Raw genomic sequence first — 21880 nt, 5'->3', positions numbered from 1 at the left:
TATACGCAGAGCTGAGTCCTACGCCGCCGAGCGCGGTGATCGATCCGGCGGCCACCGACGGGTCGGTCAGCGGGCGGTCGCGGGCAGCGCCGCGCATCCCAGCGCCAGCGCCCGCGCCGCCCGGGGGAAGTCCCGCAACGCGACGGCGTAGTGCTCCAGCGGCAGGACGACCGCCCCGACCGGCACCCCACGACTGCCCAGAATCCCCGACAGCCACTCCACGAACTCGGTGAACAGCGAGGGGTCGTCGACATAGACCGCCGCGGCCAGGAAATCCACTATGTGGCCCAGGTCGCTCACTGTCGCGTCGAGCTGCGCGGCGGTGTACGCCCGCGCCGCCGGCACCCGCTCCCGCAGCTCCGCCAACGCGCTGTCGATCAGCTCACCGCGACGGCGCACCAGGCTGGCGTACTCGTCGTCGGCCAGGTGCGCCAGTTGGGCCGGCGCCGCCCCGCGCAGCGCCCGCTCGTCGGCGATCAACTCGGCCGCCGAGGGCGCGTCCGGCGCCCAGGCCACCCCGAGCCGGCGCGCCCACCGGCCGTCAGTGCCGAACCCACGCCCGCCGACCACCACCGGCACGTCCGAGCGGCGGCACGCCTCGATCATCCGGTGGGCGTACGGCAGGCGCATCGGTAGCGCGCACGCCAGCGCGACAGCGTGCGCGTCGTAGCGGTGCAGGTACGACACGAGGTGCGCCGCGGGCACGCTGGCGCCCAGGAAGGTCACCTGCCATCCGCGTAACCGCAGCACCTCGGCCACCAGCCGGGGCGGCAGGGCGTGCCACTCACCGTCCATGCAGGCGACCACGACCCGGCCGCCGGTCGGCCGCGCCTTGACGTGCGCGGAGACCGCCGCCACCACCTGCTCGCTGATGTGGGTGGCCGCGTGCTCCTGGGCGACGCTCCACTCGTTGCGCGCCCACCGCTCGCCCACCTCGGCCTGGGCGGGCGCGACCAGGCCGAGCAGCACCCGCTCCGCCGGGACGCCCGCGTCGAGCAGGCCGATCGCCAGGTCCGTCGCGGCGTACTCGTCGGCGTCGGCGAGGTGGCCCAGGTACCCGGAGTACGCCTCGCCGAGGTCGGTGGTGGCCGTGGCGGCGGTCACGCGTCAGTCTCCTCTGTCTGGTCGATGCCGGCGGGCACCGAGTGCAGGTGTCGCGCCCCGCGCCCGCTCAGGCCGGCCGCCCGTAGCGCCAGCACGGCGATGTCGTCGTGGTCGCCCTGGGCCAACCAGTCGCAGGTGATCTGCTCGACCCGCTCGGCCAGGGCCGGCGCGGGCATCCGCTGGCAGTCGGTCAGCGCCGTGACCAGCCGCTCGGGGCCGAACTGCTCGTCTCCGCGCCGGCCGCCCCGTGCCTCGGTCACGCCGTCGCTGTAGAGCAGGCAGGTCTCGCCCGGTGCCAGCCGCACTGTCACCTCCCCGACGCGGGGGTCGGGGACCACCCCGATCAGCATGCCGCGTAGCGGCACCGTCTCCACCTCACCGGAGGCGCGCAGCACCAGTGGTGGCAGGTGCCCGCCGCCGGCCATGGAAAGGGTGAGGCCGCCGTCGCGCTCCGGGCGGGCAACACCCAGCACGATCGTGGCGAAGCGGCCCTGGCCGTGCGCCTGGGTCGTCTCCAGCAACGCGTCGTTGAGCAGCCGCAGCAACCGCGTCGGGTTCGACTCCAATCGGTGCAGCGCCTGGAGGCACTGGCGCAGTTGGCCGGTGAAGACGGCGGCTTCGACACCCTTGCCCGACACGTCGCCGAGGAAGAACACCGAACCACCGTCGGTGAGCCGGTGCGAACCGTAGAAGTCGCCGCCGATGCGCAGCCCCGCCTGCGCGGGCCGGTACGCGGTGCCCCACTGCACACCGACGGCCTCGACCGGCTCGACCGGCAGCAGGCTGGCCTGGAGGGTGTCGGCCACCTCGGCCTGGTCGCGGTAGAGCAGCGCGGTGGTCAACGCCGCGCCGGCACGGGCCGCGAACGCGCGGACCAGTTCCACGTCGTCCTCGTCGTACCAGCGGGTGGCGCGACGGGCCACCAGCAGCACACCGACCGGCGCGGCACTCCCCGGCAGCGGGACGACCCGGGCGGCGCTCTCGGTGCCCGCCAGCCCCGGCAGCCAACCAGCGTCGACCGCCTGCTCGACCAGCCAGTCCACCGCGTGCGGCTCGGCCCCGGTCAACCCGTCGGCGATGGCGGTCGGTAGCTCGCCGCCGGCCAACACTCCGCTGTCCACCGTCGGCACCTCGTCGTCGGTGCGGGAGGCCCGCCACCAGCGGGCGCGCCCGGCCCGCGGCGCGGTCACCAGCACCGCCACCTCGGCCAGGGTCGGCACGGCGAGTCGGACGACCGCAGCGGCCGCCCGGTCGGGGTGCAGCGGGTTGCCCAGCTTGTCGCCGACCACGGCCAGGAACGCCGAGCGGGCCCGTTCGGCGAGCAGCGCGTCGGCGCGGCTGACGCTGTCGGTGACGTCCTCGACGTACCAGCAGCAGCGGTCACCGGAGAGCGGCACCTGCCGCGCGGTGAGCCGGCGCCCGCGATGGGTGAAGCTCCCGGGGACGCCTTCGCTCAACCCGGGCACACCGGCCGCGCTGAGCAGCTCGCCGGACGTCACCTCGGGCAGCAGCCGTTCAGCCACCGGACTGACGTGCCGCACGACGCCATCGGCGTCGCAGACCACCAGCCCTTCCCGGAAGTGCTCGACGACCTCTGACCAGTCGGGCGGGGCCTGCCCCCGGTCGGGGGCCAGCGGCGGCAGGGCCGCGGTGGGGCGGGGAACGTCGGCGGACCACGCCGAGGGTCGAGTCGTGCTCGGCGTGGAGAGCCGTCCGTCGCCCGGGTCCCAGTCCCTGACGTCGGAAGCAGTCACCAGCTGAGCCTCACTCCTTGTCGTTCACCGAACCCGTGCCGGAACCGGCGTCCACCGTCAAAACTCTCCAGCCACCCTACGCCGGAACCCGGAAAGCGGCATCTCACGGCAGGTGACGGGCACCGCCACGGCGGGAGTGTCGGACGAGGGACACGAGGGCGCTCTGCCGCCCCCGCTTTGCGTTTTGCCGCTCGACAAGGAAAATGGTGGGATGCCCGACCAGCTGTTGACCATCGAGACGACCCGGCTCGACGCCGGGAACGTCCGACTTCGGCTGACCGGCGAACTCGACTACGACAGCGCGCCCAAGCTGATCGCCGCGGCGGCCGAGCTGCGCGGCGACGATGTCGCCCGGGTCCTGGTCGACCTGACCGGGGTCACCCTCTGCGACTCCTCCGGGCTCAGCGCGCTGCTGGTGGTGCACCGGGCCGCCGGGGCGGTCCGACTGACCGGGGTCAGCCCCCAGCTTCAGCGGATGCTGGACCGCACCGGCCTGAGTGAGTTGCTCGCCGAGGCGTACGCCGACGACGACGTGCGCGCCATCGGCTGACCCGTAGGCCACCCCCCGGAAGCGAAACGGGGTGGCCCCCGACCCTGGGACCTGGGGTCGGGGGCCGGAGGAATGTCTAGGGTGCCGTCATCGGCTGGAGCCGGGGGCCGTCCTCACGCAGCTCGCCGATCGGGGCGGGGTCCACGTCCTCGGGCTCCCCCGAATCGGGCGTCTGGTACAGGTAGCGGACGAACTGCCCACCCGCCTCGTTGTCGTCCGCGCCGGGCCACTGACCGATGCAGTCCATCCCGATCACCTCGCGGCCCGTTCCGTCGGCCTCCTCCAGCAGCGCCCACAGGCTCACCGGGTAACACCTGGTGACCTCGGGTGTGAGCTGCCAGCGGGCGTACCAGCCGGGTCGAGCGGGGACGATCTCGACAACTTCCTTCATGACGACCTTCCTTCCGCGTACCTCGGAAGAACTCCGGTCCTGACCCGATCGTGCGGGCCGTGCGGGTGAGCACCCATCACCCCCGCCGGATGAAGCGTGGCGCAGGCCGCTGCGACCCGGCCGGCGGCCTCCGTTTCCTTCTCCGGGACGGCGGGAAGGCGACTGGCGCAGCCACGATCCCCAGCGGAAGGGATGCCACCATGCGCAAGCAGATGGAGGGCGACAACCAGAGGCGCCGGGCACTGGCCCGGCAGGCCCGGGAGCAGAATCGCCAGCCCAGCGAGATCGGCGCCAGCCTGAGCGCGTCCAAGCAGCTCACGAGCCTCGATGCGGGTAAGCGGGCCGGCCCACCACCGGCCGGTGTGCACAAGTCGGACAGCACGCGCGGCGGGCCGGCACCGCCGCCGGTCGGTAGCGCCGACAACCCGCGACCGCAGCCGTCCCCGCCGAGCGGCGCGGCCGGCGTGAACAGCATGGGCTACCACGATCTGGTCGACGAGGTCCGGCGTCGCGCCGGGGTCGACTTCAAGACCGCCAAGGTGGGCACCGAGGCGACCGTGTTGGTCCTCGCGTTCGCCCTGGAGGCCGCCGAGCGGCAGCGGCTGCTCGCCGCGGTGCCGGCGTCGTTGCACGACGTGCTGCCGGTCGACGGCATCGAACGGCACCAGGACCTGCCCGGCTTCCTGGCCGAGGTGGGCCGGATCAGCGGCAACACCCCGGAGCAGGCCCGGTACCAGGCCGAGGCGACGATCGCCGCGCTCGCCGAGCAGGACGGCGACCTCGTCGAGTCGTTGCACGTACCCGACGGGTTGCGCGACCTGCTGAACCCGCCGGAGGCGGGCGGCGGCCTGGTCGGCGCCTCCACCACCACACCCACCCTGGACGCCGACGAGATCAGCGCTGCGCTGGACGACCTGCCCTACTGGTCCGGCGACAGCCAGGGCCTCTACCGGGTGGTCGCACTGCCGCCCGACAACCTGGACCGGGTGCTCGCCCGGCTCGACCGGCTGCGCCAGGACAATGGCCGCGGCCCGAGCATCGGGCGTCCGGGTGACACCGCCGCCGTGTTGACCGTGCGGACCAGCCAGGCCAACGGGGTCACCGCGCTCGACGTGGACCTCGCCCGCCAGATCGACGACGCGATCGACGAGGTGGGGGCCGGGATGGCCGGCGGCTGACCGGCCACCACGACACCGTCGGGCCGGCGGATCGGGGGCGACCCCGCTCCGCCGGCCCGTCCGCCGTGTCGGATGCACAGTGGGCTCGGCTAGCGTGCCGGACATGAACCGTGCCGCCGACCGGCTGGAACTGGTCGCCGACCCGGTCCGTCCGACCGGGCGGACACTGCTGTCCGCCGGGGTCGAGCAGTCGTACGTGGATGTCGAGGATCCCCGGCACCTGCACTTCGAGTACGTCCGGCGGATCGCCTCGGCGGTGGAGGTGACGGCCCCGGCCGGCGCCCCGCTGAACGTCCTGCACCTCGGTGGCGGCGCCTTGACGGTGCCCCGCTGGCTGGCCACCACCCGGCCCGGCTCCCCGCAACGGGTCGTCGAGCGGGACGCGGCGGTGGTCGAGCTGGTGGCCCGGGAGTTGCCGCCGCTGCCACCGGAGGTACGGGTGGAGGTCGCCGACGCCCGGGACGCTCTGACCGGCACCCCGGACGGCCGGTACGACCTGGTGATCGCCGACATCTACCGCGCGGCCCGGATGCCCCGGCACGTGCGCACCGTCGAGTTCGCCGCCGAGGTGGCCCGCGTCCTGCGCCCCGACGGGTCGTACCTGGTCAACGTCACCGATCTGCCTCCGCTGGTCGGTACGCGGGTGCAGGTGGCCACCTTGCGGGCGGTCTTCACCGACGTGTGCGTGGTCGGCGACCGGCGGATGCTGCGTGGCCGCCGGTACGGCAATCTGGTGCTGGCCGCGACCTCCCGCCCCGGCGGGCTGCCGGTGGCTCGGCTGGCGGTGGCCGCCCTGCGGGACCCGGTGCCCGGCGGGCTGCTGCACGCCGCCGCCCTCGACACGTTCGTCGCCGGCGCCCATCCCGTCACCGACGCGGACGGCAACTCCCGCCACTGATCGCCGCTTTGCCCGCAATGCCGGGTTTCCGACGGCCCGCGCGGGGAAGGCCCGCCGGATGAGCGATGTCGACGATCGGGCGACCGGCCGCCGGACTCTGATCGTGATCGGTCTGGTGCTGGCGACAGCGCTCGCGCTGGGCTTCGTGTACGCGACCCGGCGGGTGCTGGTCTGGGCGGTGGTGGCCGCGTTCTTCGCCGTCGCGCTCAAACCCCTCGTCGACCGGCTGCAACGCCGCTTCGTCCGGCGTCGGGCACTGGCCACCCTGCTGGTGTTCCTCGCCGCGTTCGTACTGCTGGCGATCCTGGCCGCGCTCATCCTGGTGCCGTTGTTCGGCGAGCTGGGCCGCTTCGCCGACCGGGCGCCCGAGCTGCTGCGGGAGGCCCGCGCCGGACAGGGCCCGCTGGGACAGGCGCTGGAGCGCACCGGTGTACGCCGCTACGTCAGCGAGCACTCCGAGCAACTGCGCGACCTCGGCGGCCGGCTGCGCCAACCCGCGGTCGGTGTGCTGCGCGGCATCGTCGAGTCGGTCGCCGGGCTGATCACTGTCATCGTGCTCGCGTACCTCATGGTGTTGGAGGCGCCGCGGCTCACCCGCGGCCTGCTCGCGGCGGCCGGGGACGGTCAGGGCGAGCGGCTGCGCCGGGTGGGCCGGGAGGTGTCGCGCACCGTCACCGGCTATCTCACCGGGAACCTCGTGATCAGCGTGATCTGCGGGGCGTTGACCTTCGTGGTGCTGGCAGTCACCGGGGTGCCCTTCGCGGCGGTGATCGCCCTGCTGGTGGCGGTGGCTGACCTGATACCGCTGGTCGGGGCGACCCTCGGCGCGGTGATCGCGGCCGGTGCCGGTTTCCTGCACTCCCCCACCGCCGGGGTGGTGGTGCTGGTCTTCTTCGTCGTCTACCAACAGCTGGAGAACCACCTGCTCCAGCCACTGATCCTGTCCCGCGCGGTCCGGTTGAACCCGTTGACGGTGCTGGTCAGTGTGCTGCTCGCGGCGGAGCTGGCCGGTCTGCTCGGCGCGCTGCTGGCCATCCCCGCCGCCGGCATCGTCCAGACCCTGCTGCGCGAGTACGGCCCGCGCCGGCTGCGACCCGCCCCGCCGGCCGGCCCGGCCGCACGGCCCGCGCGACCGGCCGGCTCCACCGACTGACCGTCGCGCGTGCGGCCGGTGCCGCCACCCGGCCCGCCCCGCGACGATCCGGCCGGTGCCCGCTCAGCGGGCCCGGGTCGCGACCTCGGGCGTGGTGCTCTCCAGCGGCACCGCGTTGGCCGGCACCAGCCCCAACTGGACCGCGGACCGGGTCAACGCCGCGTCCAGCGCCCAGTCGGCGCTGACCCGCGTGCGGTTTCCCGGCATCGCCATCAGGTGGTACGCCCGAGTGACGGCCTTGGCCGGCAACCCGGCCAGGTTGACCTGCAACGGGTTCGCCGCCGCGTCCTTGCCACCGAGGTCGACCACCCAGCCCAGGTCGTGGTGCTTGTACGGCTTACGCCGGCCGAAACCGTACGACGCGGCGATGTTGTACGCCGCGCGCTTGCCCTGCCGCTGCGCGTGCTGGGCGGTCATCCCGCACACCTTCCCCGGGTTGACCAGGTCGGGCACGGCGGCGGCGTCACCGCAGGCGAACACCTCCGGGTAGCCGGGAACGTTGAGGAACTCGTCGGTGACCAGTCGACCGCGGTCGGTCCGCAGGCCCAGCTCGTTGACGAACGGGTCGGGGCGCACACCCACGCACCACACCAGGGTGCAGGTCGGCACGTACTCGCCGTCGGTGAGCTTCACCCCGTCGCACGTCGCCTCGGCCACCGAGGTACCCATCCGCACGTCCACCCCACGCCGGTTGAGCACCTTGTGCGAGGTGTCCGACATCCGCTTGTCCAACTCCGGCAGCACCCGGGACGCCACGTCGAGCAGCATCCAGCGGGGCCGGACGGTGAGCCGGGGCCGCTGGGCGTGCAACGCGTCGGTGAACAACTGCCCGTGCGCCGCGACCTCGGTGCCGGTGTAGCCCGCCCCGACCACCACGAACGTGGACCGGGCCTGCTGCTCGGCCGGGTCCTCGGCCTGCTCGGCCAGCTCCAACTGCCGGACGATGTGATCATGCAGGTAGACGGCCTCGGGCAGGCCGCGGAAGCCGTGCGCGTACTCGGTCACCCCCGGGATGGGCAGCAGCTTGTTGACGCTGCCCACGGCGAGCACCAGCCGGTCGTACGCCAGCCGGTTCTTCTCCCCCTCGGCCTGGGTGAAGCCGACCCAGCGGTTCTGCAGGTCGACGTGGTCCGCCTCGCCGACCACCACCCGTACGCCCTTGAGCGTCCCGGTCAGCGGCACGGCGATCCGTTTGGGCTCGACCACCCCGGCCGCCACCTCGGGCAGCAGCGGCAGGTACAGGAAGTAGTCGGTGGAGTTCAGCACCACGATCTCGGCCCGGTCCCGGGCGATCCGGCTCAACGTCTTCGCCGCGTGGTAACCGGCGAACCCGGCCCCCACGATCACCACACGAGGTTTCGTCATTGCGGGCCGTTTCCCGTCGAAGCCCTGAACAAACGTCCGGCCCGCCAGCCGCGGTCAGCTTGGCTGAAGCCGGACGTGGCCGCTGCGACCCACCGCCTCCACCTCCCACTGTTGGCCGAACGCCCGGACCCGCTCGGCGGTGATCCGGCCCAGCTCCTCCGGGACGTTCGGATCGAGGACCAGCCGGCCGTCAACCGGGTTGACGCCGAGCATGGCGCGGATCAGAGCCAGCGGAGTGCCGGCCGCCCAGGCCTGCGGGCTGCACGCGGTCGGGAACGGCACGGCGAAGAGCAGTCGCTCCCGATCGAACCCGCTGAGCGCCTCCGGCAGCCGGTAACCGAACTGCTCGGCCGCCTCGATCATCGCCAGACTGATCCGGTTCGACTCGGCCCGGTAGCCGTACCGGGCCAGGCCGAGCGCGGCGATCGAATTGTCGTGCGGCCAGACCGTGCCGAGGTGGTAGCCGAGGGCGTTGTAGGGCCGCTCCTCCCGGGACAGCGTTCGGATGCCCCAACCGGAGAACATCTCCGGCGACATGAGTTGTCGCACCACCGCGTCGGCGCGCTCCGGCGGGACGATTCCGCTCCACAACAGGTGACCCATGTTCGAGGTCTTGGAATCGACGCGGTTCTTGTCGCCGTCCAGGGCGACCGCGTAGTAGCCGCCCCGTTCCTCGATCCAGAAGTCCTGGTTGAACCGCTCGTACAGGGTGGTGGCCTGGTCGCGCAGCCGGCCCGCCAACGTGGGATCGCCCAACGGCCCGTCGAACAACTCGGCCAGCCGCATCTTGGCGTCGTAGGTGTAGCCCTGCAGGTCGCAGGTGGCCAGCGGGAGCACGGGGATCCGGCCGTCGGCGAAACAGACCCCGTCCGGGGAGTCCCGCCAGCACTGGTTGCCCAGCCCTTCGGGCGAGCGGGTGGCGTACTCGACGTAGCCGTCGCCGTCCCGGTCGCCGTACTCGTCGATCCAGCGCACCGCGGCCAGCGCGTTGTCCCGCAGTTGCCGCACCGTTTCGTCGTCGCCGGTCCAGCGCCAGTACTCGGAGAGCAGGATCAGCCACAGTTGGGTGGCGTCGGCGGTGCCGTAGTAGGGCCCGTACGGTTTCTCGCCGGAGCGGGTCAGCTCACCGCTGCGGACCTCGTGCAGGATCTTGCCGGGCTCCTCGTCGGTGAAGTCGTCGCAGGTCTCGCCCTGCAGCCGAGCCAGCGCGAGCAGGGCACCCTTCGCCAGGGCCGGCCCGGCGACCAACGTCTGGTACGCGGTGATGAGCGTGTCCCGCCCGAAGACGGTGAGGAACCAGGGCAGCCCGGCACCGGGCAGCATGATCTGCTGACCCTTGACCTCCAGGTCGAGCCGCAGCGAGGACAGGTCGTCACGGGACTGGCGTACGGTGCGCTCCAACGGCATGCTGTCGCTGCGCAACACCGCCCGGTCCTCGGTCCACCGGCGCAGCGGGTCGTCGGCGCGGCCGTGGAAGACGTCCGCAATGTCGCCGCGCACCGGCTCGACCACCCCCAAGCCATGCGGCAGCGGCACGTGCAGGTCCACCTTCCAGACCTCCCGGGGACCCAGGTTCAGGTCCCAGACCAGGTCGTCACCCTCGACGCGGTCCGCCGGTGTCGCACAGCACACCCGGGTCTGCGCGGAGAAGTCGCCGCGCCGGTAGGAGAAACACAGCTCGGACCCGTCGGTAGCGTGGTTGCGGCTGATCTCGGCGGAGCGGTCCCGAACCGTCGACTTGACCTCGAACAGGTCGGCGAAGTCGGCGTCGACGGCCAGCCGCAGCTCCACCCGAGCCGGCTCCAGTTGGAACGAGACCAGCTCCAGGCGCTCGTGCAAGCCGTCGCTGATGTAGCGCAGCCGCCGGAGACCCAGGCTGTTCGGCGGTAGCCCCGGCAGTTCGGGGTTGGTGAGCGTGTACTGCGCGGAGTAGTGCTCGATGGTCTCGGAGCGCAGCACCAGCAGTTCGCTGCCGTTGACGGTCAGCGTCCAGCCGCTGAGCAGGCGAGTGTCCAGGTGGACGAGCCCGCCGATGCTGCCCGGCGGCACATCCCCCTGGGCGTTGGAGTAGAGGAAGGTGGGCCCGCTGAGCACCGCGATGGAGTTGGGGCCCAACTCCGGGGGGATCGCCCGCTGGTCACCGCTGTCCGAATCCGCGACGGACAGGCCGGGGAAGGGATTGGCAGGGGTCGCACGCACGGCAGCCATGCACCCACCGTAGGAAGTATGGTGCGGAGCGTCATCACCCGGTCTGGGTGAAAGTTCCGCGACGTCCGGGAACGCTTGCCGCAGTGCCGGTCTGCCGTCAACCCGGCCGCGCCGGGCCGGCGGTCAGGCGGGAGTTGGCGCGGTGATCGCCCAGCGCTCGTGGTCGCGCCAGGCGCCGTCGATGAACAGGTAGTCCGGGGAGAAGCCCTCCAACCGGAAACCCAGCTTGCGGACCAACCGCCGCGACGGCTCGTTGCCCGGTTGGATGTTCGCCTCCAGCCGGTGCAACCCGACCGAGGTGAACGCGTGGTCGATCACCAGGGCGACGCCCGCCGAGGCGTGCCCGGTCCCGCTGTACGGCAGGAACGCCGCGTACCCCAGGAAGCCACCACGCAGCGCACCGAGCACGATCCCGCTGATGTTCACGTAGCCGGCGATCTCGCCGCTGGCCCGGTCGCAGATCAGGTAGCCGGCGCTGTCGCGACGACGGATCCGGCGCAGATAGAGCTCGTACTCCTCTGGGCTGGCCGGCGCGGCCAACCAGGGGTGGTGCAGGTCCCGACTGCGCCGCGCGGCGACGACGAACTCGTCCGAGTCGGTGGGCCGGGGTCGTCGGATCGCGGCCGGACCACCGGTACGCAGGTATCTCACGGCGGACCACTCTGACCGACGGTTGCCGCCGTTGTCCAACCGGCTACCGGGCGGGTGGGCGTCGGCGCGCTAGCGGGACGTCAACAGGCTGAACTCCTGACCATCGGGGTCGGCCAGTACCAGTCGGCCGGCGCCCTCCTGGTCGGTGTCGACCCGGGTCGCTCCGAGCGAGAGCAGACGGTCGACCTCGGCCTGCCAATCGCCGTCGACAGCTGGGGCGAGGTCGAAACGGACCCGATCCCTGCCGCCGTTCGGCATCAGCGGTGGGCCACCCCAGCTGATCTTCGTGCCGCCGTGCGGCGACTGGATCGCGGTCTCCTCGTCCTGGTCCCAGACCAGCGGCCAGCCCAGCGCCGCACTCCAGAAGTATCCGACCGCCTGCGATCCGTCGCAGGCCAGCGCACCGATAAAGCCGCAGCCGGCGAGGAACGTGTTGCCCGGCCCGATGACGTCGAACTCGTTGCCCTCGGGGTCGGCGAGCACCACGTGATCGTCGTTCGGGTCCTGGCCGATGTCGATGTGCCGTGCGCCGAGCTCCAACGCCCGGGCCACCGTCTGCCGCTGGTCCTCCAGCGAACAGCTGGTCAGATCGAAGTGCATCCGATTCTGGACCACCTTCGGCTGCTGGTTCGGTGCGAAGCGGAGGCGGTACCCGTTGTCGTTGACGGGTAGCAGAAGGACCCCGTCGTGTGGATCGTCGACGATCTCCCGCCCCAGGAGCCCGGACCAGAACTGCGCGAGCCGCAGAGGCTCGCTCGCGTCGAAACTGATCGCGAACAGGTGCGAAGTCATCGCTACCTCATCTCCCATCGGACCGGACGCCGTGACAGCCGTCGGAGCGGGAGCCTAGGGCTGCGCCAGGTCGACCGCACCCGACTTTCGGGTCACGCGGTGAGGTGCGCCGCGACGGTGCGGGCCCAGGGCGAGGCCGGACGACCACGAGACCGAGGAAGGGCTCAGCCTGGTTCCGGTGTCGCAGGCCCTGCACGACCGGGCGCCGCACGCGAGCCCGCAGCAGGTGAAAGACCGTCGTCGGAACGTGCGGCGTTGTGATCCACTGGCCCGGTGAGCCGAACCCCCTCGATCCCCCCGGCCGACGTCCAGGAGCGACTGTCGCGGGAGCTGAACGTCTGGCTGTGCACGGTGCGGCGCGACGGGTCCCCGCACCTGACGCCGGTCTGGTTCGTCTACCTCTCCGCGACGTTCTGGGTCGGTTGCGAGAGCCGCAGCGTCAAGTCCCGCAACGTCGTGGCCGACCCACGGGTGTCCCTGGCTCTGGAGAGCGGCAACGCGCCGGTGGTGGCGGAGGGCGCCGCCCACGTGCACCGAAGTGGGTTCCCGAGCCCGGTCGTCGAGGCGTTCGCGCGCAAGTACGACGGCTGGGACGTCGGCCGGCAGGTCGGCCCGGACGGCGAGCGGCTGCTCCTGGAGATCCCCGTCCGGCGGTGGCTGCTCGCGGGCATCGCGCAGTGAGCCGTCGATGCGAGAATCCGGCCGGTGGAGGACGAGCTGACGACGGCCCTGGCAGGCCGTACGGAACGCGTTCGCCCGGTACCCGGCTCGACGGCTGCCCGCACTGCCGAAGCTCGGTGCTGGTCGACGAGCACGACCTGTTCTCACTGACCATCAGCCTCGGCAACACGGTCGTGGTACCCGACAGCGGCCACTACACCCACAAGGACCAACCCGCCGCCGTGGTCGAAGCCGTGCGCGCGCTGTCCTCGCTCAGATGAACCGGGATACGCGGTAGCGGGACCGGGTCAGTGCCGCTGCACCGCGGACCGGGCGAACCACGGTGCCAGCCACGGGCTGAGCGCGACGAGACCGACGGCGAGGACGGTGATGACGGCCTGCCCGATCCGGCCCGGGGTGAGGCCGCCCGCCGGGTCCAGCACGTAGTTGGCGTACCCGTTCGCGGCCGCGTCCGTGACCAGCACCGCGCAGCCCAACACGAGCCCCTCAACCCGGCGAGCGGCCAACAGCACCGCCGTCAACGGATCCCACAGCGTCAGGGACGTGAAGTAGAACGTCAGCCACCCGGGCAGGGCGAGCTGCGGCCTGAACTGAGGCAGGAACAGCTGCACCACGTGCACCGCGGTGCCGTAGGCGAAGACCAGCACGGCGACAGCCACCACGCACCGGACCGCGAGCGGCACACCACGCCATCGACCGGTGCTCATCCGGCCATCCTGCCTCAGCCGGGCGAGCGTTCCGTCAGAGCGGGCCGGGGAACGTCTGCTCCATCGGCATCGGCACCTGGAGGTAGGTGGTGCCCCGCATGTCCAGCCAGGCCCGGTCCGGCCCGCGCACCAGGCGCACCATCACCTCCTCACAGGAGGGGCAGCGGGCGACGAGGCCCGGGGCGTGCGAGTAGACGTGCAGGCTGGCCATCGACCCGGTCGTCCCGCAGTTCTCACAGCGGCCCATCGCGCTGCTCAGGTCGACGGTGAACAGCTCACGCATCGGGCCGTCGAGCATGTTGCCGTCCAGGTACGACATCTCGGTCATCGAATCTCCTCGACACTGCGTGAGTGAGCGGTGGTCAGCCGGTGGGGCCGAAGCGTTCGGTCTTGACCCGGCGCGACGGGTGACCCAGCCCCACCAGCAGGTCGGCCACGGTCTCCACGAACGCGGTCGGGCCACAGACGTAGGTGAGTGGTTCCAGATCCGGTGGCCACCCGTGCGTGTTGACATCGGCGAGCCCGATCCGGTGCGGCTCACCGCGCCAGTCCTCGGGCGCCTCGCGGGTGTAGACGTACGCGACGTCCAGCCCGAAGTCGTCGCGGACCCGGCGGCGCAGCTCGTCGGCGTAGATCACGTCGCCGGGGGTGCGCACCGAGTAGATCAGCCGGAACGGTGCCTTGCTGCCCACCGCCCGCCGCGCCCGGATCATCGCCATCAGCGGCACGACGCCGGAGCCACCGGCGACGAGCTGCACCGGCGCGGTCTCCTCGGGCCGCCAGATGAACCAACCACCGAGCGGTCCGCGTACCTCGATCGGGTCGCCGGCCCCGAAGACATCAATGAGGTACGGCGACACCTCGCCGTCGTGCACCCGCTGCACCGTCACCTCGATGCGCGGCCCTCCCGGCCCGTCCACGGCCGGCCCGGCGATCGAGTACGACCGGGCCGCCTGGTAACCGTCCGGGGCGGTGAGCCGCAGGTCGACGTGCTGCCCGGGCAGGTGCCCCGGCCAGTCCGGGACCTCCAGCACCAGGGTCTGCGCGGTCGGCGTCTCCACCCGGCGCTCCACCAGCCGGCCGACCTGCCAACGGTTGGGCGTACGGCGCTGGGTGCTCGTCGCCACTGCGCGCTCAGTCACCCTGGTACCGCTGTTCGCGCCACGGGTCGCCGTAGTCGTGGTACCCGGCGGTCTCCCAGAACCCTGGCTCGTCCATAGTCTTGAGCCGGAGGCCGCGCACCCACTTGGCGGACTTCCAGAAGTACAGGTGCGGCACCAGCAGTCGCGCCGGCCCGCCGTGCTCAGCGGGCAGCGGGGCGCCGTCGAAGGTGTGCACCACCCAGGCCTGGCCGCCGCGCAGGTCGTCGAGCGGCAGGTTGGTGGTGTACCCGCCGTAGGAGTGCGCCAGCGCGAAGTGCGCCCCCGTGTCGACGTCGGCGAGCAGCGTGTCCAGTGAGACGCCCTGCCAGTTGGTGCCGAGCTTGGACCAGCGGGTGACGCAGTGGATGTCCACCGTCGGCGTCTCCTGCGGCAGGGCCATCAGCTCCTGCCACGACCACCGGTGGTCGCTGCCGTTCTCGGCGGAGATGACGAACTCCCAGGTGTCCAGTGACACCCGGGGCGTCGGGCCGGCCGAGAGCACCGGAAAGTCCTCGGTCAGATACTGACCGGGTGGCAGGGCCGGCTCCTGAGTTCGGGGCCGACCCTGAAAGCCCGGTGACACGATTCCCATTGCACAGTCGTACCACCCGCGCCGGTGGGGGCGGGAGCTTTCCCGCGTACCCCGTCGTCAGCCGGCGCGGCGCGGTCAGTGCCGCTCCGCGACGACCTTGCGGTCCTCGGGCAGGTCGCCGCCCCGGGTCGCGCGCAGACTGGTCACCGTGACCACCACGAGCACACCGATGATCACGCCGAGCGAGGCCAGGGTGGGGATCTGCGGCACGCTGTCCCAGATGCCGTGCGCCCAGTGCAGACCCAGCTTGAGACCGATGAACGCCAGGATGACGGCCAGGCCGTAGCTGAGGTGCACCAGCCGGCTCAGCGCCGCGTGCAGGACGAAGTAGAGCGCCCGCAGGCCGAGCAGGGCGAACGCGTTGGTCGCGAACACCAGGTACGGGTCCTCGGTGATGCCGTAGACCGCCGGCACCGAGTCGACCGCGAAGACGACGTCGGTGGCCAGCACCGCGACCACCACGAGGGCGAATGGCGTGAGTGCCCGCTTCGCGCCCTGCCGGACGGTCATCTTGGTGCCGTGGTAGTCGTCGACCACCGGCATGACCTTGCGCAGCAGCTTCACCGAGCGCATCTTGTTGATGTCGACTTCCTGCTGATGCCCGGACATGGCATCGCGCAGCAGCTTCACCGCGGTGGCGATGAGGATGATCGCGAACAGCAGGAAGGCGAAGTCGAGGGTCTGCAACGCCGCCGCACCGAGAGCGATGAAGACGGCCCGCAGCACCAGCGCACCGGCGATGCCGTAGAGCAGCACCCGCTGGGCGAGCACCGCCGGCACCGCGAACGCCGCCAACAGCAACATGAAGACGAAGAGGTTGTCGACCGAGAGCGACTTTTCCACCAGGTAACCGGTCAGGTATTCAACGCCCTGCTGGGAGCCGAAGCGGGACCAGATCCAGCCACCGAACGCCAGCGGCAGCGCTATGTAGAACGCCGACCAGCCGATGGCCTCCCGCATGGAAACCTCGTGCGGGCGACGAGTGACCAGGAAGTCCAGCACCAACAGCAGGAGGACGCCGATGATGGTGACCGCCCACAGCGTGGGCGTGCCCACCGACGACAGGTCACCGGCGGCGGACAGATACGACACTTGGCTCATATGGGGTCTCCTCGAACACCGTCATGTTCGAGGTCTCCTTCACCCACCATCTGGTGGGCAACCACCCGAGGCACGCCGGGCGTGCCGTACTGACCGGAATGGTTCGTGGGAAGTACTCCCCTCGCACGACAAGGTTAGGCCAGGCGGAATCGCCACGCCAAGCGGGACATCGATGGTTGCCCTGGTAAACCGCTGTGTGTGCGCGGTACGAGCGCTGTCAGCCGCGGCGTAACGTCGCGCCCGGGGCCATCGCCGGCTCGATCAGGCCGCGATAGTCACGTGGCAGTTGGGTCGCCACGTCATCGAACTCACCGCCGGTGATCGCCTCGCGCAGGGTGGTGAAGACCGCCCGACTGGCGTCCTCGGCGGCGGGCTCCTGCACACCGGCGCGCAACGCGACCCGGGCGACGAACTCCGCCGCGCCGAACCGGTCCGCCTGCTCGGTGCTCGGGCTCGGTTTGAGCACGAGTTGCAGCGGTTGGGGCAACTGGGCGGCCAGGTCCAGGACCTCACCGCCGGTCAACCGCTCGGCGAACGTCTCCAACACGGCCCGGGTCAGCTCGACCGCCCGCTCGGACGACGTGGCGGTGCGCTGGGAAACCTGGTCGATGAAGGTGTCGTAGTTCATCGCGTACTCCCTTGGGCTCGCGTCGGCGTCTGCGGTTACCCGCGACGGCCGAGGAGAAACGGCGCCGGTTTCCTCCGCCGGGCGGGCGTGACCGGCCGGCGGGCGGGTAACCGCCGCCGGTCGTCACCACATCGATGCCCGAGGGAGCCCACGCCATGGCGAGCTACGCCGACGTCCTGCAGTACCTGTCGAGCCTGGACTACCCGGCCGAGAAGGACGACGTGGTCCGCGAGGCCGAACGGGAGGGCGCCCCGCCGGACGTGCTGAAGGCGTTGCGCGCCCTGCCGCCGGTCGACTACGCCAACGGGACCGAGGTGGCCCGGTCGGCCGGGATCGAGGCAGCGCCCGAGGTCGGCCCCGCCCAGCGGGCCGAGCAGGCCCGGGACAAGAAGCACAACCGGGTCTCGCAGCACCTGCGCGGCATCTGACCCGGCGGTGGCGCCCACCACCCTGACCCGGGAGCGGCCCGGATGACCCAGACCGGCCCCGACCGGCCAGCGGACGTGCGTTTCCCGGCTGCTGCGAAGCAGCTCGCCGTTGTGGCGGTGGTCGGCGTCATTTCCGGCTGCGTCTTCGCGCTGTTGCTGCCCCTGCCGCTCGCCGCGCTGGCCGGCTGGGACGTGGGCGCGCTGAGCTGGCTCGTGCTGGTCTGGCACAAGATCTGGCCGATGGACGCCGAGCGGACCGCACAACTGGCCGTCCACGAGGACCCGAACCGGGCGATCCGGGACGCCCTGCTGCTCGTCGCCTGCCTGGCCAGCCTGCTGGCCGTCGGGTTGGTCGTGGCCAGCACGCAGAACGCGCCCCCCGGGACGGCCCGGGAGCTGCACAGCGGCGTGGGCGTGCTCAGCGTGGTGCTCTCCTGGTTCGTGGTGCACACCGTGTTCGCCGCCCGGTACGCCCGGATCTACTACACCGGCCCGGACGGCGGGGTGAACTTCAACCAGCCCGAACCGCCGCGCTACTCCGACTTCGCGTACGTCGCGTTCACCATCGGGACGACGTTCCAGATCTCCGACACCAACCTGACCAGCAACGAGATGCGTCGTACGGTGCTGCGCCACTCGATGGTGTCGTACCTGTTCGGCGCGTTCATCATCGCCGTGACCGTGAACCTGCTGGCGGGTCTGGCCCGGTAAGGCGGGTTTCCGGCCGCGCCGTCCCCCGGGGTGCGACACGGGGGCGGGGCCGATCGAAGGGCCGGGACAGGCGGGCGCCCCTGGTCACGAACCGCGACCCAGGGCGCCACGCAAGCCTGCCCAGGCGGTGAACCGCATCCGAACCGGTCGCGGTCACCAGGCGGTGGAGGTCCGCTCGAACCGAGCGGCCAGCACTGCCGGGTCCAACCATACGGCAGAACATCCTCCGTTTGGTCAGAATTTGAGGAAGTGTGGGCCAGGGCACGTCACGGCCGACCGGTCACCTCCGCGTACCGATGCTCCAGGTCGACCCGGGCCAACGCCCCCACCAGCCAGGCCAACTGCTCGGACTCGCCAGTGGCAAGGCCGGCCAGGTCGTCCGCCGACCTGCCCAGTCCGAGCCGACGTGCGGCAGCCAGCGCCCGCCGGTCGGCGACCGGGGCCACCTCCCGCCACAACGCCTGCGCCTCGCGGAGGAAGAGGTCGACGACCTGATCGTCGACGCCCGGAAGCTCGGCCAGCAGCGCCCGCTCCCGGACCGGGTCGTGGTGCGCCACCGCCCGCAGCCGGCGCAGATCACCCCGGTACCGCTCGATCACCGTCCGGGCCAGGTCACCCAGCACAGCGGCCAGCGCGTCCACGTCACCGCGCTGGCCGCTGGCGCGCAGCACCCGGACCCGGTCCTCGTGCAGTGAGCGCGCCAGCCGTGCCGCGCTGTCCCACCCCTCGTCGCGCACCGCCCGCGCCCCGTCCAACGCCCGCCGGAAATCACCACGACGGGCCAGCAGCACCGACAGGTACAGCACCTGGAACAGGCTCGCCGGGTTGTTGGTCACCCGGAACCCGTACTGCTCGGCGAAGCCCCGCCCGCTACCGGCGAGCCGGCGCGCCAGACGTTTACGGTCCTCCACCGGAGTGATCAGACTGGTCGCCATGCCGGCGACTACCCGCGCCACCTCCAGCCACACACCCACCGCCCGGCGCGGTCAGCCGTGCAGGCCGCCGGTGCGGTCGCGGGCCTTGAGGCGGGTCGTGGGCAGGGCGGGGGCCGGCAGCGGCGGCGCCTGATCGTCGGCGACCACGCCGAAGCGCCCGTCGCCGGCCATCCAGTCCTCCCGGGCGGCGGCGATCTCCTCGTGTGACCGGCCCACGAAGTTCCACCACATCACCAACGGCTCCTCGAACGGCGTACCGCCCAGCAGCAGCAACCGGGCCCCGGCCCCGCCACGCACTGTCAACTCCCGACGGCCCGAGCCCAGATACAGCAGCGCCCCCGGCTCGAACCCGACCCCGGCCGCCTCCGCGGACCCGGACATCGCCAGCACGGCGTACTCGAAATCCGGCCGCAACGCCATCGTCGCCGGCGCCTCGCCGCCCAACTCCAATTGCACCCCCACCAGCGGGGTGTGCACCACCGCCGGTGACCGCTCCCCGGCGAACTCGCCGACCAGCACTGTGACGTCCAGATCGCCGTCCCGCCAGCGCGGCAGGTCGGCGTGGTGCGCGAAGTCGGCCGCTCCGGCCCGCGCCGGGTCCGGCAGAGCCACCCAGAGCTGCACACCGTGCATCACCGGCGGGTGAATGGCCGGCGAGCGCTCCGAGTGGGCGATGCCGTTACCGGAGGTCATCACGTTCAGCTGGCCGGGCACGATCGGCTGCACGTTGCCGAGGCTGTCCCGGTGCAGAATCTCGCCGTCGAGCAGCCAGGTCACCGTCTGCAGCCCGGTGTGCGGGTGCGGCGGCACCTCCATACCGGGCCGCTGCGCCACATCGTCCGGGCCGAAATGATCCACAAAACACCACGCGCCGACCATCCGGCGGGCGCGCTGCGGAAGCAGCCGCCGCACCGTGGTGTACCGACCCAACGGCACGTCGTGGCCAGGCAACAACACACTGCCGGGATCGACCTCGGCCACGCCAGGCGGTCGGGTCTGCGCCAGCATCGATTCAGTACGCTCCACCGCCCGACTGTACGCGCACACCCATCCGCGACCGCGACGCTTCCAGCCAGCCTGGGCGGGGTTCACCAGCGCGTGGTTTATCGGCGCGGGGTCATCGGCGTGGGTTGGCCGCGGCGCGGGCGGACCGGCGCGGGTTGAGCGGTGTCGGCTGGCCCCGGGGCGGGCGGGGCGGGCCGGCGTGGGCGGGCCGGCGTGGGCGGGCCGGCGTGGGCGGGCCGGCGTGGGTTCACCGGTGGCTGGAGGAGACCAGCACGCTGTTGGCACCGGCGACCAGGTCCAGGTACAGGCGCTCCGCCGACCGGTCCCAACCCGGCGTACCCAGCACCGAGCCCGCGGCCACCCCATCCCAGCGAGCGTCGCGTACCACCACCGAGCCGGCACCGGCTCCCGCCCGAACCCGTACCGGAGTCTCCCCCGGGACCCGGACGTCGAGCTGGCTGGTCCCACCGGTGAGTCGTACGGTGAGGATGCTGGCGGGCCGGTCTGAGCGCGGGCCGGTGGGATCGCCGGGGCGGGAAGCCGTGATCGGTGGCAGGAGAAGCTCGGTACGGCTGGAACCGCCGGCGAGTTCCACGCCCCGCAGCCGGGCCCGGGCCAGGTCCAGCACCTGGCTGCTCACCCCGCCAACGAGGTGGAGACGCCACGCGACCCGCTCGTTGAGCAACACCCGCACCGCCCGTGGCCCGCGCGTCCCGGACTCCACGAGGTCGAGCCGCACGGTCTCCCCCCGCACCGTCGGTCGGCCCGCCACACCCGAGCCGGCCGGGGTACTGATCCGGTACAGGTCATCGCCCAACTCGGCCACCCGCAGCTCGAACGAGGACAGCCCATCCGCGAGCACGAAGGTGCCCTCCTGCCGACCCGCCAGCGGCGCTGTCAACAGTTGCTCGGCAGCAGCACCCGCACCACCACCTCGGCGACCCTCAGCCGCGTCCGGGTCAGCGACGCCTTCCGGACGGCCGCCGTCGTCCGGGCGAGTGCCGTCCGGGCGAGCGCCGTCGTCGGGGCGAGTGCCGTCCGGGCGAGTTCCGTCGTCGGGGCGAGTGCCGTCCGGGCGAGTTCCGTCGGGTTGACCGGAGTAGGTCATGCCGAGGTGGTCTGGATCGGCAACGATCACGGCCACCGCTGCCGCGCCCAGGAGCAACACGACGGCGGCAGCGGCCACCAACAGACGAGCACCGGAGGACCACCGTCGCGGTGCGGCCTCACCGGACGGCTCAGACTCCGGTTCGCGATCCGCGCCGTACCCCACTGCGGCCATGCCTGTGTCCCTCCGCCGGTCCCCGTCCAGGGGTACGTACCCGCCGGCCGATCGGATCACTCGGCGCCGATCACGTCACTCCGCTACGTCGCCAACGTAGATCTTGGACAGTTTCCGTTCGCGCAGAACGGAAACTGTCCAAGATCTACGAACACCCGCCGATCAGACGACGCCATTTGCTTCTCCAAAGACCTGTGCAGAGCGAACATCCGCAGCCCGGCGGCCACGACAAACGACCCCGCAGCCGGCGGCCCACGGCCAGCGGCCAGCAGCCAGCGGACGACGGCCTCGCGGCCGGCAGACGGCCTCGCGGCCAGCGGCCAGCGAACGAGGACGAGGACGGCGACTGTGAACGGTGACCAGCGACCGGCTAGAGCAGAAAGGCCGCTGGCCGGCACCCCGGGTTAGGGGTGCCGGCCAGCGGTCGGTCATGCGGTAGTGCCGTGGTGCGGGTCAGCTGTTCCAGTACTGGCCAACCAGGTCGGCGGCCTGCTGCTCCCACTGGGCGTAGGCGTCCGGGTAGGCCGAGACCTGCACGGTCTGCGCGGCCTCGGTCAGCGGCATGTCCTGCCACCCGTCGACCTGCTTGAGGCCCTTGAGGAACGCGGTCGTGGAGTACTCGGG

At 71.9% G+C, this 21880-nt stretch carries 24 protein-coding genes; 8 read left to right on the top strand and 16 right to left on the bottom strand.

Annotated features, from left to right (window positions below; genetic code table 11):
* Positions 1-66 precede the first annotated feature (66 nt).
* Both ABTW72_RS27260 and ABTW72_RS27255 read right to left on the bottom strand, forming a co-directional pair.
* Complete coding sequence (locus tag ABTW72_RS27260; protein WP_350863269.1) at positions 67-1104, bottom strand: cobalamin B12-binding domain-containing protein; 1038 nt, start codon at positions 1102-1104, stop codon at positions 67-69.
* A complete protein-coding gene (locus ABTW72_RS27255) occupies positions 1101-2858 on the bottom strand; it encodes a PP2C family protein-serine/threonine phosphatase (RefSeq protein WP_350863266.1) in 1758 nt (585 codons plus the stop codon). Before ABTW72_RS27255 ends, ABTW72_RS27260 begins: the two co-directional genes overlap by 4 nt.
* A gap of 211 nt (positions 2859-3069) precedes the next feature.
* On the opposite strand from ABTW72_RS27255, the gene ABTW72_RS27250 reads away from it, so the two are divergent.
* A complete protein-coding gene (locus tag ABTW72_RS27250; protein WP_350863263.1) occupies positions 3070-3408 on the top strand; it encodes an STAS domain-containing protein in 339 nt (112 codons plus the stop codon).
* Between the two features lie 76 nt (positions 3409-3484).
* Here ABTW72_RS27250 and ABTW72_RS27245 read toward each other — a convergent pair whose 3' ends face one another.
* Entirely contained in the window at positions 3485-3799 is a 315-nt protein-coding gene (locus tag ABTW72_RS27245) for a hypothetical protein (protein WP_350863260.1), read from the bottom strand.
* Between the two features lie 200 nt (positions 3800-3999).
* Between ABTW72_RS27245 and ABTW72_RS27240 the strand changes: the two genes are divergently transcribed.
* From ABTW72_RS27240 to ABTW72_RS27230, 3 genes are all read left to right on the top strand, one after another.
* The gene (locus ABTW72_RS27240; RefSeq protein WP_350863257.1) at positions 4000-4977 is read left to right on the top strand and encodes a DUF2267 domain-containing protein; all 978 of its coding nucleotides are present in this window, start codon (positions 4000-4002) and stop codon (positions 4975-4977) included.
* Between the two features lie 103 nt (positions 4978-5080).
* Positions 5081-5875, top strand: a complete 795-nt coding sequence (locus tag ABTW72_RS27235) for a spermidine synthase (RefSeq protein WP_350863254.1) — start codon at positions 5081-5083, stop codon at positions 5873-5875.
* A 58-nt stretch (positions 5876-5933) separates the two neighbouring features.
* Complete coding sequence (locus ABTW72_RS27230; protein WP_350863252.1) at positions 5934-7028, top strand: AI-2E family transporter; 1095 nt, start codon at positions 5934-5936, stop codon at positions 7026-7028.
* 63 nt (positions 7029-7091) lie between these two features.
* Here the strand turns inward: ABTW72_RS27230 and ABTW72_RS27225 are convergent, their stop codons facing one another.
* The 4 genes from ABTW72_RS27225 to ABTW72_RS27210 all read right to left on the bottom strand — a co-directional run bounded on the left by ABTW72_RS27225 (position 7092) and on the right by ABTW72_RS27210 (position 12044).
* Positions 7092-8393, bottom strand: a complete 1302-nt coding sequence (locus ABTW72_RS27225) for an NAD(P)/FAD-dependent oxidoreductase (RefSeq protein WP_350863249.1) — start codon at positions 8391-8393, stop codon at positions 7092-7094.
* A gap of 54 nt (positions 8394-8447) precedes the next feature.
* Positions 8448-10601 carry an amylo-alpha-1,6-glucosidase gene (locus tag ABTW72_RS27220; RefSeq protein WP_350863247.1) on the bottom strand — a complete coding sequence of 718 codons (2154 nt, stop codon included), beginning with the start codon at positions 10599-10601 and terminating at the stop codon, positions 8448-8450.
* Positions 10602-10724: 123 nt separating this feature from the next.
* Complete coding sequence (locus tag ABTW72_RS27215) at positions 10725-11252, bottom strand: GNAT family N-acetyltransferase (protein WP_350863244.1); 528 nt, start codon at positions 11250-11252, stop codon at positions 10725-10727.
* Positions 11253-11321: 69 nt separating this feature from the next.
* A complete protein-coding gene (locus ABTW72_RS27210; protein WP_350863242.1) occupies positions 11322-12044 on the bottom strand; it encodes a VOC family protein in 723 nt (240 codons plus the stop codon).
* 273 nt (positions 12045-12317) lie between these two features.
* Between ABTW72_RS27210 and ABTW72_RS27205 the strand changes: the two genes are divergently transcribed.
* Both ABTW72_RS27205 and ABTW72_RS27200 read left to right on the top strand, forming a co-directional pair.
* Positions 12318-12725 carry a pyridoxamine 5'-phosphate oxidase family protein gene (locus tag ABTW72_RS27205; RefSeq protein ID WP_350863239.1) on the top strand — a complete coding sequence of 136 codons (408 nt, stop codon included), beginning with the start codon at positions 12318-12320 and terminating at the stop codon, positions 12723-12725.
* A 116-nt stretch (positions 12726-12841) separates the two neighbouring features.
* Positions 12842-12985 carry a hypothetical protein gene (locus tag ABTW72_RS27200; protein ID WP_350863236.1) on the top strand — a complete coding sequence of 48 codons (144 nt, stop codon included), beginning with the start codon at positions 12842-12844 and terminating at the stop codon, positions 12983-12985.
* Positions 12986-13012: 27 nt separating this feature from the next.
* Here ABTW72_RS27200 and ABTW72_RS27195 read toward each other — a convergent pair whose 3' ends face one another.
* The 6 genes from ABTW72_RS27195 to ABTW72_RS27170 all read right to left on the bottom strand — a co-directional run bounded on the left by ABTW72_RS27195 (position 13013) and on the right by ABTW72_RS27170 (position 16895).
* Positions 13013-13432, bottom strand: a complete 420-nt coding sequence (locus ABTW72_RS27195) for a hypothetical protein (RefSeq protein ID WP_350863233.1) — start codon at positions 13430-13432, stop codon at positions 13013-13015.
* A gap of 34 nt (positions 13433-13466) precedes the next feature.
* Complete coding sequence (locus ABTW72_RS27190) at positions 13467-13760, bottom strand: DUF6510 family protein (protein WP_091408116.1); 294 nt, start codon at positions 13758-13760, stop codon at positions 13467-13469.
* Between the two features lie 34 nt (positions 13761-13794).
* Entirely contained in the window at positions 13795-14559 is a 765-nt protein-coding gene (locus tag ABTW72_RS27185) for a ferredoxin reductase (RefSeq protein WP_350863660.1), read from the bottom strand.
* A 7-nt stretch (positions 14560-14566) separates the two neighbouring features.
* Complete coding sequence (locus tag ABTW72_RS27180; RefSeq protein ID WP_350863230.1) at positions 14567-15166, bottom strand: sulfite oxidase-like oxidoreductase; 600 nt, start codon at positions 15164-15166, stop codon at positions 14567-14569.
* A 75-nt stretch (positions 15167-15241) separates the two neighbouring features.
* A complete protein-coding gene (locus ABTW72_RS27175) occupies positions 15242-16267 on the bottom strand; it encodes a TerC/Alx family metal homeostasis membrane protein (RefSeq protein WP_350863227.1) in 1026 nt (341 codons plus the stop codon).
* Positions 16268-16484: 217 nt separating this feature from the next.
* Positions 16485-16895, bottom strand: a complete 411-nt coding sequence (locus ABTW72_RS27170; RefSeq protein ID WP_203124864.1) for a DUF2267 domain-containing protein — start codon at positions 16893-16895, stop codon at positions 16485-16487.
* 155 nt (positions 16896-17050) lie between these two features.
* Here ABTW72_RS27170 and ABTW72_RS27165 point away from each other — a divergent pair, with 155 nt between their 5' ends.
* Both ABTW72_RS27165 and ABTW72_RS27160 read left to right on the top strand, forming a co-directional pair.
* Positions 17051-17323, top strand: a complete 273-nt coding sequence (locus ABTW72_RS27165; protein ID WP_030332551.1) for a DUF2795 domain-containing protein — start codon at positions 17051-17053, stop codon at positions 17321-17323.
* Positions 17324-17365: 42 nt separating this feature from the next.
* The gene (locus ABTW72_RS27160) at positions 17366-18034 is read left to right on the top strand and encodes a DUF1345 domain-containing protein (RefSeq protein ID WP_350863224.1); all 669 of its coding nucleotides are present in this window, start codon (positions 17366-17368) and stop codon (positions 18032-18034) included.
* A 266-nt stretch (positions 18035-18300) separates the two neighbouring features.
* On the opposite strand, the gene ABTW72_RS27155 is transcribed toward ABTW72_RS27160, so the two are convergent.
* From ABTW72_RS27155 to ABTW72_RS27145, 3 genes are all read right to left on the bottom strand, one after another.
* Complete coding sequence (locus tag ABTW72_RS27155; RefSeq protein WP_350863221.1) at positions 18301-18969, bottom strand: hypothetical protein; 669 nt, start codon at positions 18967-18969, stop codon at positions 18301-18303.
* A gap of 51 nt (positions 18970-19020) precedes the next feature.
* Complete coding sequence (locus ABTW72_RS27150; RefSeq protein WP_350863218.1) at positions 19021-19995, bottom strand: pirin family protein; 975 nt, start codon at positions 19993-19995, stop codon at positions 19021-19023.
* A gap of 226 nt (positions 19996-20221) precedes the next feature.
* Positions 20222-21256, bottom strand: a complete 1035-nt coding sequence (locus ABTW72_RS27145; RefSeq protein ID WP_350863216.1) for a hypothetical protein — start codon at positions 21254-21256, stop codon at positions 20222-20224.
* Positions 21257-21880 lie beyond the last annotated feature (624 nt).

The organism is Micromonospora sp. NPDC127501 (assembly GCF_040302185.1).
Taxonomy (GTDB): domain Bacteria; phylum Actinomycetota; class Actinomycetes; order Mycobacteriales; family Micromonosporaceae; genus Micromonospora.
The sequence above is the reverse complement of the archived record's forward strand: the minus strand, read 5'-3'. Positions and strand labels throughout refer to the sequence as shown.

Bases quoted from the DNA above. Each gene is read 5' to 3' on its own strand.
- ABTW72_RS27250 (WP_350863263.1), top strand. From the start codon at position 3,070: ATGCCCGACCAGCTGTTGACCATCGAGACGACCCGGCTCGACGCCGGG.
- ABTW72_RS27245 (WP_350863260.1), bottom strand. From the start codon at position 3,799: ATGAAGGAAGTTGTCGAGATCGTCCCCGCTCGACCCGGCTGGTACGCC.
- ABTW72_RS27240 (WP_350863257.1), top strand. From the start codon at position 4,000: ATGCGCAAGCAGATGGAGGGCGACAACCAGAGGCGCCGGGCACTGGCC.
- ABTW72_RS27235 (WP_350863254.1), top strand. From the start codon at position 5,081: ATGAACCGTGCCGCCGACCGGCTGGAACTGGTCGCCGACCCGGTCCGT.
- ABTW72_RS27230 (WP_350863252.1), top strand. From the start codon at position 5,934: ATGAGCGATGTCGACGATCGGGCGACCGGCCGCCGGACTCTGATCGTG.
- ABTW72_RS27225 (WP_350863249.1), bottom strand. From the start codon at position 8,393: ATGACGAAACCTCGTGTGGTGATCGTGGGGGCCGGGTTCGCCGGTTAC.
- ABTW72_RS27220 (WP_350863247.1), bottom strand. From the start codon at position 10,601: ATGGCTGCCGTGCGTGCGACCCCTGCCAATCCCTTCCCCGGCCTGTCC.
- ABTW72_RS27210 (WP_350863242.1), bottom strand. From the start codon at position 12,044: ATGACTTCGCACCTGTTCGCGATCAGTTTCGACGCGAGCGAGCCTCTG.
- ABTW72_RS27195 (WP_350863233.1), bottom strand. From the start codon at position 13,432: ATGAGCACCGGTCGATGGCGTGGTGTGCCGCTCGCGGTCCGGTGCGTG.
- ABTW72_RS27190 (WP_091408116.1), bottom strand. From the start codon at position 13,760: ATGACCGAGATGTCGTACCTGGACGGCAACATGCTCGACGGCCCGATG.
- ABTW72_RS27180 (WP_350863230.1), bottom strand. From the start codon at position 15,166: ATGGGAATCGTGTCACCGGGCTTTCAGGGTCGGCCCCGAACTCAGGAG.
- ABTW72_RS27175 (WP_350863227.1), bottom strand. From the start codon at position 16,267: ATGAGCCAAGTGTCGTATCTGTCCGCCGCCGGTGACCTGTCGTCGGTG.
- ABTW72_RS27170 (WP_203124864.1), bottom strand. From the start codon at position 16,895: ATGAACTACGACACCTTCATCGACCAGGTTTCCCAGCGCACCGCCACG.
- ABTW72_RS27165 (WP_030332551.1), top strand. From the start codon at position 17,051: ATGGCGAGCTACGCCGACGTCCTGCAGTACCTGTCGAGCCTGGACTAC.
- ABTW72_RS27160 (WP_350863224.1), top strand. From the start codon at position 17,366: ATGACCCAGACCGGCCCCGACCGGCCAGCGGACGTGCGTTTCCCGGCT.
- ABTW72_RS27155 (WP_350863221.1), bottom strand. From the start codon at position 18,969: ATGGCGACCAGTCTGATCACTCCGGTGGAGGACCGTAAACGTCTGGCG.
- ABTW72_RS27145 (WP_350863216.1), bottom strand. From the start codon at position 21,256: ATGGCCGCAGTGGGGTACGGCGCGGATCGCGAACCGGAGTCTGAGCCG.